Source organism: Streptomyces sp. NBC_00385 (assembly GCF_035917155.1).
GTDB classification, from domain to species: domain Bacteria; phylum Actinomycetota; class Actinomycetes; order Streptomycetales; family Streptomycetaceae; genus Streptomyces; species Streptomyces poriferorum.
This window is the reverse complement of the sequence record NZ_CP107951.1, coordinates 4,433,479-4,448,598: the sequence shown is the minus strand read 5'-3', so window position 1 is coordinate 4,448,598 and position 15,120 is coordinate 4,433,479. Positions and strand designations below refer to the sequence as shown.

The window sequence follows — 15,120 nt, the reverse complement described above, 5'->3', positions numbered from 1 at the left end:
GCAGCCGGTCTTGAGCCGATACGGGCCCGGCAGAACCGGGTCCGGCGCTTCGCAATGACGGACGAACCGGCCCGGGACGCGGGCCTGAGGGTCTCGTCACGGGGCTCCGGCGGACCGGTGGTCCGGGAGCCATGGCGGATCGTCCGCCGCACGGTGAAGAGTGCGGGTCCTGTGCGCTTCCCCGGCGGCTCGTGGCGGTGGTGCCGGCACGGCGTGCACGGGGGCGGACCCGGGAAAAGCAACGAGCTGGGGCCCGCACCCAAGGTGCGGGCCCCAGCTGTGGATGCTCACTCAGCGCGTAAGCGCCGGTGTCATCGGATTCACGCGGGGGTGATGTTCTCCGCCTGCGGGCCCTTCTGGCCCTGCGTGACGTCGAAGTTCACCTTCTGGCCCTCCTGCAGCTCACGGAAGCCGCTGGCGGCGATGTTCGAGTAGTGGGCGAAGACGTCAGCGCCGCCACCATCCTGCTCGATGAAGCCGAAGCCCTTTTCCGCGTTGAACCACTTGACGGTGCCAGTAGCCATGTTTTATCTCCTTCTGGGGCAGAGCCCGGGGACTGGCACTGTGCCAGTCCCGCGTCGCCGCGATGATTACCCCATCCGGATAATGAACCGGAAAATACAAAAGCGCACCCACCGGCCCATTTAGCCGGGGAGAGCACTTGGAGTCTTTGGGAACCACAACTGCAACTGAGATCCACAGTAGCACAATGAATGCGAGTGGGCGCGGCAAGTAATTTCGCTCCGCCCGGCGCGTCATAAACCTTCACCGGACATTGCGTAAAATTCTGTGCTTGCGGCTATAGATATTCGTCGCTCCGTGCTACGGCTCCCCGACCCGACGCCCGGAGGGGCAGGGGCGGTCCCATCAGGCGGTGTCGCGGCCCGGGGTGGGGCGGCGCAGCTCCTCGTTCAGCCGGAGCGCCTCTTCGAGCTGGTCCTCCAGGATCACGATGCGGCACGCGGCCTCGATCGGCGTCCCGCCGTCGACGAGCTCACGGGCACGGGCCGCGATGCGCAGTTGGTAGCGGGAGTAGCGCCGGTGGCCGCCCTCCGACCGCAGGGGGGTGATCAGCCGCGCCTCACCGATCGCGCGGAGGAATCCGGGCGTGGCGCCGATCATCTCGGCGGCGCGCCCCATGGTGTAAGCGGGGTAGTCGTCGTCATCGAGACGGTCAGTGGCATGCGGAGGGTTTTCGGGGGGCATGTGCACCTGCCGCGTATCGCTGACTTCGTTGACCGAACGAGAAACTCTCATTGTGCGAGCCATCGTGTCTAGCATAGCCGCGGTAGATTTCCGGGGCCGGACGGGGGAAATAACCTGGTCCGGACCGCGCCCGGCCCTGGTCGGCCCGGCACGGCCGGGCTCGGAGCCCGCCGGCCGTGCGCGCCCCGCGCCACTGCGGCGGCGCCCCCTGGAAGCGGGCGGGCGGGGTTCGCCAAGAACACTGACCGGCCGGTCAGTTGATGACTGCCTGACCAGGGGCCATAATGCAGACGTAGCCCTTCACGCATCCCCCGTCGTGAAGGGCTACACCCATGTGCGCGCCGGGCCGTGCCTTACGGGCCGGGTTCGCGCAGGAGTCTTCACGGGCAAGGGACTCCCCTCGTGGTCCCCTGCCCATGTTTTTTCGAGTTAACAGTGACTCAAAGTGTTTGCGCAAGCCTGCTCCGGACACCGGAGCAAGATGCTCCCCTTCATCCCTTTCCGGTGTGCCATCAGGGATCCCGGGCCGTGGACGCCGGGTCGGGGTTCGTTACAGTACGAGCCCGTTGACCGAATCGAGCACCGCGCGGAGCGGACAGACGCCCGTGCGGCGGACGTGAACGTGGGGGCCGGATGGACGACGGCGAAGAACGCGCGCCGGAGCTGCGAACGCTGCGGCAGAAGGTCGAGTACATGGTCGAGAAGACCTTCCCCGGCCGCAAGATCTCGGGACGGGTCTTCGCCGACCTGGTCAAGGAGCGCGGCGGGTCTCTCTCCCACAGCTACTTCTCCAACATCCTGGCCGGCAAGGTCACCCAGCCGTCCGAGGACATCCTCAAGGCGCTCGGCCTCGGCTTCGGCGTGGACTGGCGCTTCTTCAAGGAGGAGTCCGAGGTCGTCGACGACGTCGTCGCGGGACTGCAGTTCCTGGCGAAGCGGCGTACCGGCGAGATCAGCGGGCTGGCCGGGCGCGGGCTGGACGAGGACGGACTGCCCCCCGAGCTCCTGCAGTTCGCGCTCGCCCTGCTGAAGGACGCACAGGACCGGCGGCCACCGGCCGACGGCGGACCACGGGGTCAGTGAGGTGTCCATGCGCGAACTGCGGAAGGAGTGCGAGGCCGGGCTGGCCGGACTCCCGCTGCCCTCCCCCTTCACCGTCGAGGGGCTGGTGGCCAACATGGAGGCGGCCCGCGGCCGCACCATCGTGCTGCACGAGATGCCCGACCGGCTCGCCCGCGTCAACGCGGCCTGCGGACTGCGGCTGAAGGCCGGCGGGACCAGCGTCGTGCTCTACCGCCGGCGCCCCACCGCGTACCAGACCCAGCACGTCATCCTCCACGAGCTGTGCCATGAGTGGTTCGACCACGGCACCTCACTGGACGCGGAGCAACTGCGGCGGCTGCTGCCCGTCTTCGACACCTCCCTGATCGTCCGGGTCGTCGGCCCGGACGCGCTGGGCAGCCCGGACGCCGTGCAGGCACGCGCCCAGTACGACACCCATGACGAACGCATGGCCGAATTGGGTGCCTCGCTCATCCCCCGCATGGCGAGGGACGTGACGAGCGATGACATGGTGGGGCGGCTCGCCAACTCGCTCTCGCGCCCGGTCGCCCACCGCCGCCGGGGCCTGTTCCGCCGTTCGTAGCACCGCGTTTCCCTGATCCCCCCACCACGAGGACTTCTGCCGTGACCCCGCTCGACGTCGCCGGCTATCTGATAGCCGGCCTGATGACAGCCGTCGCCCTGTGGCGCATGCCGGCCGCCCTGTGGGGCGACGAGGAGGACCGGCGCCGCCGGGCCCTGTGGGGCTGTTACGCCGGATTCGCCGCCGCCCTGTGGACCAAGACCCGGGCCGTACGCATCGGGCTCAACGACAGCCCGGTCACCGATCTCTCGGTGCTGATCAAGCACTACACGGCGACGGTCGCGATTCTGGCCATTCTCAGCTACATCGTCGCGATCTACGGCCAGTACGCCGATGCCGGCGCCGTGCCGCGCCACGTACGGTTCGCGCGGAAGATCCAGCAGGTCGCGGCGAAGGCCTCCGTCGCCACGCTTGTCCTGCTGACGGTGCTGTTCTTCACCGTCGTCGACCGGTCGACGCCGTCGGACCGCTTCGTCGCCGACCACGCGGGGCAGTGGGGGGCGACGCTCTACATGAGCGTGTTCTACCTCTACCTCGGTGCCGCCTCCGCCGTCTGCGCCTACCAGTGGGCGCTCGCCACCGCGAGCGCCGGGCGGCGCCATCTGCGGGTGGGCCTGGCGATGATGACGTTCGCCATGTTCATCGGCGTCGGCTACACGGTCAGCCGGACACTGTTCCTCTGGGTCAGCGTCGTCGACCCGCCCGCCGAGGCCTTCGCGCTGCGCTTCGACGAGATCACCGAGGCCTCGCAGGTGGTGCTGTTCGCCTTCTTCGCGATCGGCGCCTCCGTTCCCGCGTGTCACAACATCAGCCGCCGGGCGACGCTCTGGCGCGCCCAGGTGAAGCTGCACGCCCTCTGGTACGAGCTGATGACGGCCTTCCCCGACCAGCCCTTCGACCCCCCGGCCCCGCTGCTGCGCGAGCTGACCCGTTTCGGCACCCCGGCCGACCTGCGTGTCGACCGGTGGGCCGCGGACATCGCCGACGCGGTGGAGAAGCTGCGCCACTACGTGCCCGACGCGCTGCTGCCGGCCGCCGAGGCCGCCGCCGCGGACGGCGGTGCCGCCCGGGAGCGGACCGGGCCACTGGCCGACGCCTACTGGATCAAGGCGGCGCTCGCGGCGCGGAGCGCCGGGGCACCGGCGGGCGACGCCGCCGCCGTCGGCACCCAGCACGCCACCGACCAGGACGGCGAGGTCGCCTGGCTGGTCCGGGTGGCGGCGGCGTACCGCACGGTCACGCCGGAGCGGGCCCGGCAGGTCCTCGCAGCGTCCACAGCGGTCCAGGAGCAGGAGCAGCAGGCATGAGCACGAGCACCACCCACGAGACGGGCACGTCCACCGCGCGCACCGTGACCGACGTCTTCCAGCCCCGCAACGTCCTGCTGACCGGCATGCTCGCCATCGGGCTGGCGGCGGCTGGCCACTGGACGGGGCTGCTGTGGGGATTCCTCGGCGCCCTGTGCGCGGGGCTCGTCCCGGCCGGCTACATCGAGTGGGAGCGCGGGCGCGGCACCTGGGGCGACCGCCATGTCGTCGACCGGACGAAGCGGGCCCCGATCTTCCTCGTCATCCTCGGCTCGATCGGCACCGGTTCGGCGGTCATGGTGCTGGGCGGCGCCCCCTCGGGCATCCTGGCCGCGATGCTCGGGCTCTGGGTGATGACCGTCGTCCTGCTGGCCGTCAACACGGTGTGGAAGATCTCGGTGGACGCCTCGGTCGCCTCGGCCGCGGTCGCGCTGCTCGCCGCGGTGCACTCGCCGTGGTGGCTGTTCGGGTACCTGATGACGGCGGCCGTGTGCTGGTCGCGGGTGGCGCTCGGCTACCACACGGTGGGCCAGGTGACGGCCGGGACGGCGCTGGGCGCGGCGACGGCGGGCGCGTTCCTGTTCGTGTGAGCGGGGCCCGGCGTCATTGAACGGGCCGCGCGCGGGGTCCATGGTGGTGCCGTGCCGACATTCGAGATCACCACAGCAAGCGCGGACGACATCAGGATGATGGCGGACTGGGCCCATGCCGAGGGCTGGAACCCCGGACTGACGGACGGTCAGGCGTTCTTCGCCGCCGATCCGTGCGGCTTCCTGATCGGCCGCCTCGACGGGGTGCCCGCGTCCTGTGTCTCCGTCGTCCGTTACGGCTCCGGCTTCGGCTTCCTGGGCTTCTATCTGACCCGCCCCGAACTGCGCGGCCAGGGGTACGGGAGCCGCATCTGGGCCACCGGGACGGCCCGGCTGGCCGGGCGGAACACCGGCCTCGACGGAGTCGTCGAGCAGCAGCCCAACTACCGGAAGTCCGGCTTCAGTGCGGTCTGGACGAACCTGCGGTACGAAGGACTCGTCCCGCTCGACGTCGCACCGCCGCCCGGCGTCACACTGGCCGACGCCCGCACGCTGCCCTTCGGCCAGGTCACCGCGTACGACCGCCGGTTCTTCCCGGCGGAGCGGGACGGCTTCCTCGCGGCCTGGACGACCACGCCCGGGCGCACCGCGCTGGTCGCGCTGTGCGAGGGCGAGGTACAGGGGCTCGCCGTGCTGCGCGCCTGCCGTACGTCCTCGCGCATCGGCCCGCTGTACGCGGCTACGCCGGAGATCGCCCGTGCCCTGGTGAGCGCGCTCGCGGCCACCGATCCGTCCGCGCCCGTCGCCGTGGACGTACCGGACGTGAATCCGGCGGCGGTGCGGATGGCCGAAGAGCTGGGGCTGACCCCGTCGTTCGAGACGGCCCGCATGTACACCGGGCCGGCGCCGGACGTCGATCACAGCGGACTGTTCGGCATCACCAGCCTCGAACTGGGGTGAGCGCCGGCGGGCCGGGCTCAGTCCGTCACACAGCCGCTGCCCGGGACCTGCCGGGACCGTGAGGCCATCACCGCGATGTCGTCCTCGGCGCCCGGGCCGAACCGTTCGAGCACCGCGTCCAGCAGTTCCTCCAGATCGCCGCTCTCCGGCAGGCTCAGTTCGCCGAGCCTGCCGACGGACACGTCGATGTCCTCGCCCCGCCGCTCCACCAGTCCGTCGGTGTACATGAACAGCACGGTCCCCGGTCCGCACTCCACCCTCGTCGTCCGGTAGCCGCCGAACCCGGTGCCCAGCGGCGGGCCCGCCGGCACGTCACCCAGCCAGGTCCCGGCGGGGCCGGGATCGATGAGGACGGGGGGCAGATGGCCGGCGCTCGACACCTCGCACAGCCCTCCCGACCGGTCGACCACGGCGAGCAGACAGGTCGCCGCCCGGTCGAGTCCGGACCGTTCGACCATCCGGTCGAGCTGCTCCAGGATGCGGTGCGGCGGCAGTTCCTCGTCGGCCAGCAGCCGCAGCAGCGAGCGGTAGTGGCTCATCGCTACGGCCGCCTCGACGCCGTGCCCCATCACATCGCCCATCGCCTTCAGGTGACGGCCGTCGGGCAGCGGGATGACGTCGAACCAGTCGCCGCCGACCAGCACGCTCCGGTCGGCCGGCAGATAGCGGGTGGCGACCTCGATGTGCGGGTGCGGCGGGCGCGGCTCGGAGAGCAGGGAGCGCTGGAGCTCCAGGGCGATGGTGTGCTCATGGGTGAAACGGCGCGCGTGGTCGAGGTCGACGGCGACCCGTCCGGCGAGCTCCCGGGCCACCACCACGTCCTCGTCCGTGAAGACGGGCGAGTCGCCGGCCCTGACCAGGCCGAGGATGCCGATCGGCTCGCTGCGCACGGCGACCGGCACGATGACCGCGGAGTGCATGCCGAGGGCCCGGTAGGCGGCGACCCGTTCGGGGGAGGGCGCGGAGCGGCCGAGCTGCTCGTCGCTGGTGAGGTTCTCGACGACGGGCTGGTTGGCGGCCAGGCAGCGCGGTACGGCCGCGGTCTCCTGGTAGTCGACGTAGTCACCGGGACCGCCGAACCGGGCCACCTGATCGCGCAGCCACGGCACCGCCGTCAGCGCCGCCCGGCGCAGCCGGACCACCCCGGGCGGTGCGGGGCGCACCGGCGGGGCGACGTCCGGCGGGAAGACCTCGACGGTGGCGAGGTCGGCGAGCCCCGGGACGACGAGGTCGACGAGTTCCGCGCAGGTGGTGTCCATGTCGAGGGTGGTGCCGATCCGGGTGCTCGCGGCATCCAGGAGATTCAGGTGGCGCTGCGCCTGGGCGAGCAGACGCTGGTCCTCGTCGGACGCCTTGACCTCCAGTACGATCCCGGCGACGCCCACGACCCGGCCGGACACCTCCAGCCGGTGGTAGGCCCCGTGCCAGTAGCGCATGGCGGTGCCGGACGCGGCGGGGGTCCGGCCGCTGGAGGTGATCTCGCGCGCCCGCCCGTCGGCGAGGACCGCGCGCATCAGGTCCTCCCGCGCGTCGACCTCGGGAAGCACCTCGGAGACCGTACGGCCCAGATGTGCGGCCGCCGGGACGCCGTTGAGCCGTTCGAGGGCCGGGTTGACGTAGAGGTAGCGCAGCCGGGTGTCGAGGACGCCCACCCCGGCCGTGGTGCCGTCGATGAGGGCCGCGAGCGCCACGATGTCGAGCGGCGACGGGATGTCGGCGTGCGCATCGGCCAGCAAGGCAACCTCCTGGGACAGGGCGCGGGCCGCCCGACTGCCCGGCCCTTCATCGTCGGACGGCCGCACCGCCACCGCATCCGCAGACCGCCCGCCCCACCGTCAGTGCAACGGCACCGCACCACCGGGTTCCGGCTTCCCCCGGGGCACCAGCGCCGCGGACACCACCGCACAGCCGCCCGCCGCCACCGCGCACACGAGGAACGCGTCCGCGAAGCCGCCCATCGTGCCCGCCGCGCCGCCGACTCCGGCCACCGTGGACACGACCGCGACGCCGATCGAGCCGCCCACGCGTGGACATGTTCCTGGGCTACTACGCCCCGCCCGTACCGCCCGACGCGTAGGACCCCGGCGTGGTGCCGAACGCGTGCCGGAACGACTGGATGAAGGCGCTCGGCCCGCTGTAGCCGCATGCCGCCGCGACCGCGGTGACCGATCCGCCCGACGCCAGCAGCGTCAGCGCGTGGTGCAGCCGGAGCTGGGTGCGCCACTGCGGGAACGACATCCCGGTCTCCGCGCGGAACAGCCGGCTCAGGGTGCGGGAGGCCGCGCCGACGGCAGCGCCCAGCTCGGTGAGGGTCCGCCCGTCCGCCGGGTCGTCACGCAGGATCCGCGCGATGTCCCGCAGCCGCGCGTCGGCCGGTGACGGCAGACAGCCCCCGAGCGGCTCGACCCGGCGCAGCTGGTCGAGCGCGACCCGTTCCAGGTTCCGCCGCTGCCGCGCTCCGAGGGCCGGTTCCGTGCCGTCGGTCAGACAGGCCACGACCTCCCGCAGCAGCGGGGTGACGGCCAGCACCGCCGGCCGGTCGAGCCGCAGCGGATTGTCCGCGGGGGCGAAGGAGAGCGCCCTGAGCTCCGTGGGCCCGTGGGCCAGGTGGGCGTGGACCACACCGGCCGGGATCCACACCGCCCGGTGCGGCGGCACGGCCCACACCCCGAGCGGGGTGGAGACCTCCAGCACCCCGCGGGACGGGCAGACCAGCTGGTGCTCCAGGTGGCGGTGCCGGCCGATGCGCTCCTGGTGGGCGAGCGGCACCCGGGCCGGGCCGTGGAGCGTGCGGCGGGTTGGCGACATAGGTCGGCAGAGTATCGATAGCCCGCTGGGGTGCGCGCCCGGAATGCTCGGAGGGACCCACAGCGAGGAGCCGCGTTCATGACCGGTCCGACAGCCCGCCCGACCCCGCCCGTCGACCCCTCACCTCCGCCCCGGGCCCCGGCCCCGTCCGCCACCACGTCGACCCGGCCGGCCGCCCCGCCCGTGTCCGCCTGGCGCCGGATGCGGATGTGGGGCGCCGCGCACGCCGTGGACGACCTGTACCAGGGCCTGGTGCCCGCCTGCGTCCCGTACTTCGTGCTGGACCGCGGCTACAGCTATGTCGCCGCCTCCGGGCTCACCCTCGCCGCGGCCCTGGGCAGCTCGGTCCCGCAGCCGTTCATCGGCGTCGCCGTGGACCGCTACCGGCTGGGCCGGCTGGCCCCCGCCGGACTGGCCGTCGCCGGGATCGGACTGGGCCTGTCGGGTCTCGTCCGGCCGTACGCCGCCGTGTGGCTGCTGATCCTGCTGTCCGGTCTGGGCGTGGCGATGTTCCATCCGGCGGCCGGCAAGGCGGCCCGCGAGGCGGCCGGGGACAGCGCGTCCGCGATGAGCGTCTTCGCCGCGGGCGGCAGCGTGGGCTTCTTCCTCGCTCCGGTGCTGGCGACCCCGCTCCTCGTGGCGATGGGGGTCGGTGCGACGGCGTTCTTCATCCCGCCGGCCGTCCTGATGGCGTTCGTCCTGCTCCGGCACCGCCCGGTCGCCGCCGCCACGCGCAAGGCGGCGGGAGCGGGCCGGGACCGGTGGCGGCCGTTCCTCGTGCTCACCGGCGTCGCCGTGGTCCGGTCGGCGGCGTTCTTCGGCGCCGTCACGTTCATCGAGCTGTTCTGGATCCGCCATCTGCACTCCGGCCCGGGCCTCGCGGGCGCGGCGCTCACCTGCTTCCTCGCCGGCGGGGTGGCCGGCACCCTGCTCGGCGGCCGGATCGCCGACCGCCTCGGCATGGTCCGTACGGTCCAGCTCGGCGGACTCCTCGCCGTACCGGCCCTGATCGCCCTGCGGCTGACCCCGGGCACGGTCCTTCCGCTCCTCTTCGCGCTCCTGACCGGCCTCGCCCTCAACATCCCGTTCGCCGTGCTGGTCAAGCTCGGCCAGGACTACCTCCCCGGCCGCCCCGGCACCGCGGCGGGCGTCACGCTCGGACTGGCCGTCAGCATCGGCGGCCTGATCGCGCCCGCACTCGGCGCGGCGGCCCAGGCCTACGGGCCGCAGGGCGTGTTCACGATCCTGTGCGCGGTCCCGGTCCCGGCCCTGGTGCTCGGCCTGTTCCTGACGGAGCCGGACACCGGGGACTGATCACCCCGGCCCACCGGGGCGGAGCACCCGGTCCAGGTCCGCCGTCCCCTCCTCGGCCGTGGCCCCCGGAGGCAGCCGCAACGCCTCGGCGACGGGGCCGGGCAGCGGTGCGCGGTCCAGCAGCCCGGCGACCAGAGCGGCCGTCAGACGGTGCCAGGCTCCGGCGCGCCGGAGCATCGCGTGGTCGCCGCCCGGCACGGTGACCAGGCAGGTCCGGGCGCCGCCCTTCCTGGCCCGTTCGGTGAGCGCGCGGGAGTCCGCAGGGTTCGTGACCCGGTCGTCGGTGCCGTGCACCAGGACGACGTCCCGTCCGGCGAGTTGACCGGTCCGGTCGCCCGGCGGGCACCACGGGGCGAGGCCGACCACGCCCCGTACCAGCGGATGCCCGGCGGCGGCCAGAGCGGCCCGGCCACCCATCGAGTGCCCGAGCAGTACGACCGGGATCTCGCCCGCCGTACGCCGCAGCACGTCCAGGGCGCGTACGGCATCGTGCAGCGGATCCGCCCGGTCCCCGTTCCACCCCCGGTGCCCGTACCGGACCGCCCGCACCAGCACCTCCCGCGGCAGCGCGCCCCGCAGGACGCGCGCGAACGGCCGCATCCGCACCGCGGGCAGGTTGAACGGGCCGGGCGGCGGCACCCCGAGGCCGGTCTCCCGGCCGCCGTGCAGCAGGAGTACCGCGGCCTCCGGCGGGCCTGGTTGCGTCATGCGTACCTCCGGGTGCGGTGATCGGATCCGTACCGAGCATGCTGTACGGGCACGGGCGGCACCCGCACGCAGCGCCGCTCCCCCAATTGCCGGACCCTCAAAGGACATCGCATGGGATCCTCACCCCAGATCGGCCAGCAGATCCAGGACTTCACGCTCCCGGGAGGCGTCCTGGACGGGGACTCCTTCGAACGCCGCGACTACACGCTCTCCGCCGCGCGCGGCCGCGCCCTCGTCCTCGCCTTCTACCCCGGCGACAACACGGCGGTGTGCACCAAGCAGCTCTGCTCGTACTCCTCGGGCATGGAGACCTTCGAGGGGCTCGACGCGGAGGTCTGGGGGATCAGCCCGCAGGACGTGGACAGCCACGAGTCGTTCGCCCGTGCCCACCTGTTGCGGATGCCGCTGCTGGCGGACACCGGCCGCGCGACGGCCCGCGCGTTCGGAGTGGCGGCGCCCGGGATCGGGGTGCGGCGCGCGGTGTTCCTGATCGACGCCGAGGGGGTGCTCCGCTGGAAGCACGTGGCGCTGCTCGGTGCCACGTTCCAGTCGCTGGACACGCTGGCTGAGCATCTGTCCGGCATGGGTAGCAGGTAGAACACTGCCGGGATACGGCAGTGTCGGCGGTCGGGGATGTATGGGACCATCCAGCCAGTTCGACGGAAATCTTCGGGGGATTCCGGCAGCCGGGAGGAGTGACCGCGTGACCTTGTTTCTCGGTCTCGGAATTGCGGGAATCGCCCTTCTCGCCCTGTCGCTGATCTTCGACGGGATCCTCGAAGGACTCTTCGGGGGCCTTCTGGAAGGCCTCTTCAGCGGGCTGGTCTCCCTTCCGGTGATCGCCGGTTTCCTCTCCATGCTCGGTTTCGGCGGCGCCATCGTGCTCGGTACGACCGGCGCCGGCACGATCGCCGCCACCGCGGCCGGGGCGCTCGCCGGTCTGGTCGCGGCCTGGCTGACCTGGAAGTTCAGCCGGGCCCTGATGCGGGATCAGACCGACGCCACCCCGCGGGACGAGGACCTCGTCGGCACGTCGGGGTCCGTGGTCACGGCCATTCCGGCCGACGGCTACGGGGAGGTGCTGGTGCAACTCGGGGGCCAGCCCGTGAAGCTCTCGGCGAAGAGTCCGGTACCGGTCGCACGCGGCGCCGAGATCTGGGTCGAGGCCACGCTCTCGACCACCTCGGTCTCGGTCCGTCCCGTCGAACGCTGAGCCGGCTCACCGGCCCGCACGCCACCGCTCGCCACAGAACTGCCGTCCCCTGTCGGGAGGCAGAGGGGGACATCCTTATGAGTCCAGTCCTGATCGCCATCGTCGGAGTCGTCGTACTCCTCTTCCTGCTCGCCCTCGCCGTCATCACGCGCTACAAGGTCGCGGGCCCCAGCCAGGCGTTCATCATCACCGGACGCCGCGGCAAGAAGTCCGTGGACCCGGTGACCGGACGCTCCAGCATCGACAACAGCGGCCAGAAGGTCGTCGTCGGCGGCGGCGTCTTCGTCGTCCCGTTCGTCCAGCAGAAGTTCACCCTGGACCTCTCCAGCCGGCACATCCCCGTCGCCGTGCGCGGGGCCGTCACCCTGCGCGGGGTCAAGTCCCACCTCGAAGGCGTCGCGATCGTCAAGGTCGGCGGCAGCGAGGACGCCATCCGGGCCGCCGCCCAGCGCTTCCTCCAGCAGCAGGACGGCATCGTCGGCTTCACCCAGGAAGTGCTCTCCGGTGCGCTGCGCGCCATCGTGGGCCGGATGTCGGTCGAGGACATCATCCGCGACCGGGCCGCGTTCGCCGGCCAGGTGGCGGAGGAGGCCGAGGCCAGCCTGTCCGGTCAGGGCCTGATCCTGGACGCCTTCCAGATCCAGGACATCACCACCGAGGGCTCCTACCTGGAGGACCTCGGCCGCCCCGAGGCCGCCCGTGCCAAGCAGGAGGCGGACATCGCGGAGGCGATCGCCCGCCGCGCCTCCGAGCAGGCCCGGCTGAAGGCCGCCGAGGAGATCGCCATCGCCGAGCGGACGTTCTACCTCAAGCAGGCCGAGATCAAGGCCGAGACGGAGGCTGCCGCGGCGATGGCCGCCGCCGCGGGCCCGCTCGCCGAGGCCGCCCGCCAGCAGGAAGTCCTCACCGAGCAGGAGAAGGTGGCCCAGCGCCAGGCCGCCCTGACCGACCGCGAGCTCGACACCAGGGTCCGCAAGCCCGCGGACGCCGCGCGCTACCAGGCCGAGCAGGAGGCGGAGGCCCGCCGCATCGCCCAGGTCAAGGAGGCCGAGGCGGACGCCGAGCGCTCCCGTCTGACCGGTCAGGGCGAGAAGCTGCACCGCTCGGCGCTCGCCGACGCCGTGCGCATCGAGGGTGAGGCCGAGGCCGCCGCCATCGCCGCCAGGGGTTCGGCCGAGGCCGAGGCCATGCAGAAGAAGGCCGACGCCTTCAAGCAGTACGGTGACGCGGCCGTCCTCCAGATGCTCGTCGAGGTGCTCCCGCAGGTCGTCGCCAAGGCGTCCGAGCCGCTGAGCGCCATCGACAAGCTGACCGTCATCTCGACGGACGGCGCGAGCCAGCTGTCGCGCACGGTCACGGACAACGTCGCGCAGGGCATGGAGCTCCTCAGCTCCACCACGGGCGTCGACCTCGCCGCCCTGCTGCGGAACCTCAAGGGCGCGGGCCCCAAGGCGGAGGTCCCGGCCCAGCAGGACACCGCGGCCGAACCGAACGGCAAGATCGAGATCAGCGGCTGACGCCCGGCCCGACCACCGCGTGCCCGGCCGGTTGCGCACCGGCCGGGCACGCGTGTGTGCGGGGCCGGAAGACCGGCCACGGAGGCGGCGGGACCCTCCGGATAGGGTCATGGGCAGCTAAAGAGATCACCAAGTACGTCAGAGGCGCACATCGCGCTCCTCGGGAGGAAGCCATGGGAACCCACCGCACCACGCTGCCCGGAGTCGGTGTGCAGTACGACTACACCACCGAGTCGGGACAGCACATCTCCGTCGTCGTCCACCACGACGGGCGCCGGTTCATCGGCTTCTACGACCAGGACGACCCCGATTCCTGTCAACTCTCCGTACCCCTGACTCCACAGGAGGCGACCGGCCTCGCCCACCTCATCGACGCGGCGCCGATCGACGCCGTGCGGACCGAGGGCATCGACCTGGTCACCGAGCACATCCCGCTCGGGACGCGCTCCCCGTACGGCGGCCGGCTGCTCGGGGACACCCGGGCACGGACCCGGACCGGGGCCTCCATCGTGGCGGTGCTGCGGACCCACAGCGCGCATCCGTCACCCGGGCCGGACTTCCGGCTCGCCATCGGGGACACGCTCGTCGCCGTCGGTACGAGGGAGGGCGTCGACACGCTCTCCGAGATCATTGCGGAGGGCTGACCGTGCACGACACGACCGCACTGCTGGTGGAGCTCGGCTCCGTCATCCTGGGACTGGGCATCATCGGGCGCTTCGCCGGCCGCGTGGGGCTCTCACCCATCCCGCTGTACCTGCTGGCCGGGCTCGCCTTCGGCGAGGGCGGGCTGCTGCCGCTCGGGGCGAGCGAGGAGTTCACCGCCGTGGGCGCCGAGATCGGCGTCATCCTGCTGCTGCTCCTGCTGGGCCTCGAATACAGCGCCTCCGAACTCGTCACCAGTCTGAAGACCCAGTACCCGTCCGGTGCCGTGGACTTCGTCCTCAACGCGACCCCCGGCGCCGTCGCCGCCCTGCTGCTCGGCTGGGGACCGGTGGGTGCCGTGGCCCTGGCCGGGGTCACCTGGATCTCCTCGTCCGGGGTGATCGCCAAGGTCCTCGCCGACCTGGGGCGGCTCGGCAACCGGGAGACGCCCGTCATCCTCGGGGTGCTGGTCATCGAGGACCTGTCGATGGCCGTCTACCTGCCGCTGCTCACCGCGATGCTCGCGGGTGTCGGCTTCGCCGGGGGCAGCATCGCGCTGCTCGTCGCGCTCGGCACCGTCGGCTTCGTGCTCTACCTGGCGCTGCGGCACGGGCGGCTGATCAGCCGGGCCGTGTCCTCCGACAATCCGGAGATGCTGCTGCTCGTCGTGCTCGGCCTGACCGTTCTGGTCGCCGGTGTCGCCCAGCAGTTGCAGGTGTCGGCGGCCGTCGGGGCGTTCCTCGTCGGCATCGCGCTCTCCGGTGAGGTCGCGGAGGGCGCGCGCAAGCTGCTGACTCCGCTGCGGGATCTCTTCGCCGCCGTGTTCTTCGTGTTCTTCGGGCTCTCCACCGATCCCGCGGAGATTCCGCCGGTCCTGCTGCCGGCCGCGCTGCTGGCCGTCGTCACCGTCTTCACGAAGATCGCCACCGGCTGGTACGCGGCCCGGCGGGCCGGCATCGGATCGCGCGGGCGCTGGCGGGCGGGCGGCACGCTCGTGGCCCGCGGCGAGTTCTCCATCGTCATCGCCGGACTGGCCGTGGCCACCGAGCCCCGGATCGGGCCCATCGCCACCGCGTACGTCCTCATCCTCGTCATCGTGGGCCCGCTCACCGCGCGCTGGACCCAGCCGGCGGTCGAGCAGATCCGGAAGTGGCGCGGCAGGGACGACGGCCCGGACGGCAAGACCGCAACGGGACCCGCCGCACCGGTGCCCGCCCCGAAGGAGGAGCCCGAGCCGGAGCTGGCCGCGTCCGCGGACACTCCCTGAGGC

At 72.3% G+C, this 15,120-nt stretch carries 17 protein-coding genes; 11 read left to right on the top strand and 6 right to left on the bottom strand.

Annotated features, from left to right (window positions below):
• Positions 1-320: 320 nt before the first annotated feature.
• Both OG959_RS19815 and OG959_RS19810 read right to left on the bottom strand, forming a co-directional pair.
• Positions 321-524 carry a cold-shock protein gene (locus tag OG959_RS19815; RefSeq protein ID WP_015609674.1) on the bottom strand — a complete coding sequence of 68 codons (204 nt, stop codon included), beginning with the start codon at positions 522-524 and terminating at the stop codon, positions 321-323.
• A gap of 343 nt (positions 525-867) precedes the next feature.
• Entirely contained in the window at positions 868-1,206 is a 339-nt protein-coding gene (locus OG959_RS19810) for a MerR family transcriptional regulator (RefSeq protein ID WP_326660247.1), read from the bottom strand.
• 633 nt (positions 1,207-1,839) lie between these two features.
• On the opposite strand from OG959_RS19810, the gene OG959_RS19805 reads away from it, so the two are divergent.
• From OG959_RS19805 to OG959_RS19785, 5 genes are read left to right on the top strand one after another with little or no spacing between them, the layout of a single operon-like run.
• Entirely contained in the window at positions 1,840-2,289 is a 450-nt protein-coding gene (locus OG959_RS19805) for a hypothetical protein (RefSeq protein ID WP_326660245.1), read from the top strand.
• A gap of 1 nt (position 2,290) precedes the next feature.
• Entirely contained in the window at positions 2,291-2,851 is a 561-nt protein-coding gene (locus OG959_RS19800) for a toxin (RefSeq protein ID WP_326660243.1), read from the top strand.
• A gap of 41 nt (positions 2,852-2,892) precedes the next feature.
• Positions 2,893-4,158, top strand: a complete 1,266-nt coding sequence (locus OG959_RS19795; protein WP_326660241.1) for an MAB_1171c family putative transporter — start codon at positions 2,893-2,895, stop codon at positions 4,156-4,158.
• Positions 4,155-4,748 (top strand): hypothetical protein, encoded by a 594-nt coding sequence (locus OG959_RS19790; protein ID WP_326660239.1) that lies wholly within the window; start codon positions 4,155-4,157, stop codon positions 4,746-4,748. The genes OG959_RS19795 and OG959_RS19790 overlap by 4 nt, the downstream gene beginning before the upstream one ends.
• Before the next feature lie 51 nt (positions 4,749-4,799).
• Complete coding sequence (locus OG959_RS19785; RefSeq protein WP_326660237.1) at positions 4,800-5,648, top strand: GNAT family N-acetyltransferase; 849 nt, start codon at positions 4,800-4,802, stop codon at positions 5,646-5,648.
• 17 nt (positions 5,649-5,665) lie between these two features.
• Here the strand turns inward: OG959_RS19785 and OG959_RS19780 are convergent, their stop codons facing one another.
• From OG959_RS19780 to OG959_RS19770, 3 genes are all read right to left on the bottom strand, one after another.
• On the bottom strand, positions 5,666-7,384 hold the full coding sequence (locus tag OG959_RS19780) for a SpoIIE family protein phosphatase (protein ID WP_326660235.1): 1,719 nt from the start codon (positions 7,382-7,384) through the stop codon (positions 5,666-5,668).
• 99 nt (positions 7,385-7,483) lie between these two features.
• Positions 7,484-7,672 carry a hypothetical protein gene (locus OG959_RS19775; RefSeq protein ID WP_326660234.1) on the bottom strand — a complete coding sequence of 63 codons (189 nt, stop codon included), beginning with the start codon at positions 7,670-7,672 and terminating at the stop codon, positions 7,484-7,486.
• 22 nt (positions 7,673-7,694) lie between these two features.
• On the bottom strand, positions 7,695-8,456 hold the full coding sequence (locus tag OG959_RS19770) for an AraC family transcriptional regulator (protein ID WP_326660232.1): 762 nt from the start codon (positions 8,454-8,456) through the stop codon (positions 7,695-7,697).
• Between the two features lie 78 nt (positions 8,457-8,534).
• Between OG959_RS19770 and OG959_RS19765 the strand changes: the two genes are divergently transcribed.
• A complete protein-coding gene (locus OG959_RS19765) occupies positions 8,535-9,770 on the top strand; it encodes an MFS transporter (protein WP_326660230.1) in 1,236 nt (411 codons plus the stop codon).
• Here the strand turns inward: OG959_RS19765 and OG959_RS19760 are convergent, their stop codons facing one another.
• Positions 9,771-10,478, bottom strand: a complete 708-nt coding sequence (locus tag OG959_RS19760; protein ID WP_326660228.1) for an alpha/beta hydrolase — start codon at positions 10,476-10,478, stop codon at positions 9,771-9,773.
• Between the two features lie 111 nt (positions 10,479-10,589).
• Here OG959_RS19760 and OG959_RS19755 point away from each other — a divergent pair, with 111 nt between their 5' ends.
• The 5 genes from OG959_RS19755 to OG959_RS19735 all read left to right on the top strand — a co-directional run bounded on the left by OG959_RS19755 (position 10,590) and on the right by OG959_RS19735 (position 15,117).
• Positions 10,590-11,075 carry a peroxiredoxin gene (locus OG959_RS19755; protein ID WP_326660226.1) on the top strand — a complete coding sequence of 162 codons (486 nt, stop codon included), beginning with the start codon at positions 10,590-10,592 and terminating at the stop codon, positions 11,073-11,075.
• 106 nt (positions 11,076-11,181) lie between these two features.
• On the top strand, positions 11,182-11,691 hold the full coding sequence (locus OG959_RS19750; protein WP_148019852.1) for a hypothetical protein: 510 nt from the start codon (positions 11,182-11,184) through the stop codon (positions 11,689-11,691).
• Positions 11,692-11,768: 77 nt separating this feature from the next.
• The gene (locus tag OG959_RS19745; RefSeq protein WP_326660223.1) at positions 11,769-13,208 is read left to right on the top strand and encodes a flotillin family protein; all 1,440 of its coding nucleotides are present in this window, start codon (positions 11,769-11,771) and stop codon (positions 13,206-13,208) included.
• Positions 13,209-13,381: 173 nt separating this feature from the next.
• Positions 13,382-13,852, top strand: a complete 471-nt coding sequence (locus OG959_RS19740) for a cation:proton antiporter regulatory subunit (protein WP_148019850.1) — start codon at positions 13,382-13,384, stop codon at positions 13,850-13,852.
• Positions 13,853-13,854: 2 nt separating this feature from the next.
• Complete coding sequence (locus OG959_RS19735) at positions 13,855-15,117, top strand: cation:proton antiporter (protein WP_326660220.1); 1,263 nt, start codon at positions 13,855-13,857, stop codon at positions 15,115-15,117.
• The last annotated feature ends 3 nt before the right edge of the window (positions 15,118-15,120 follow it).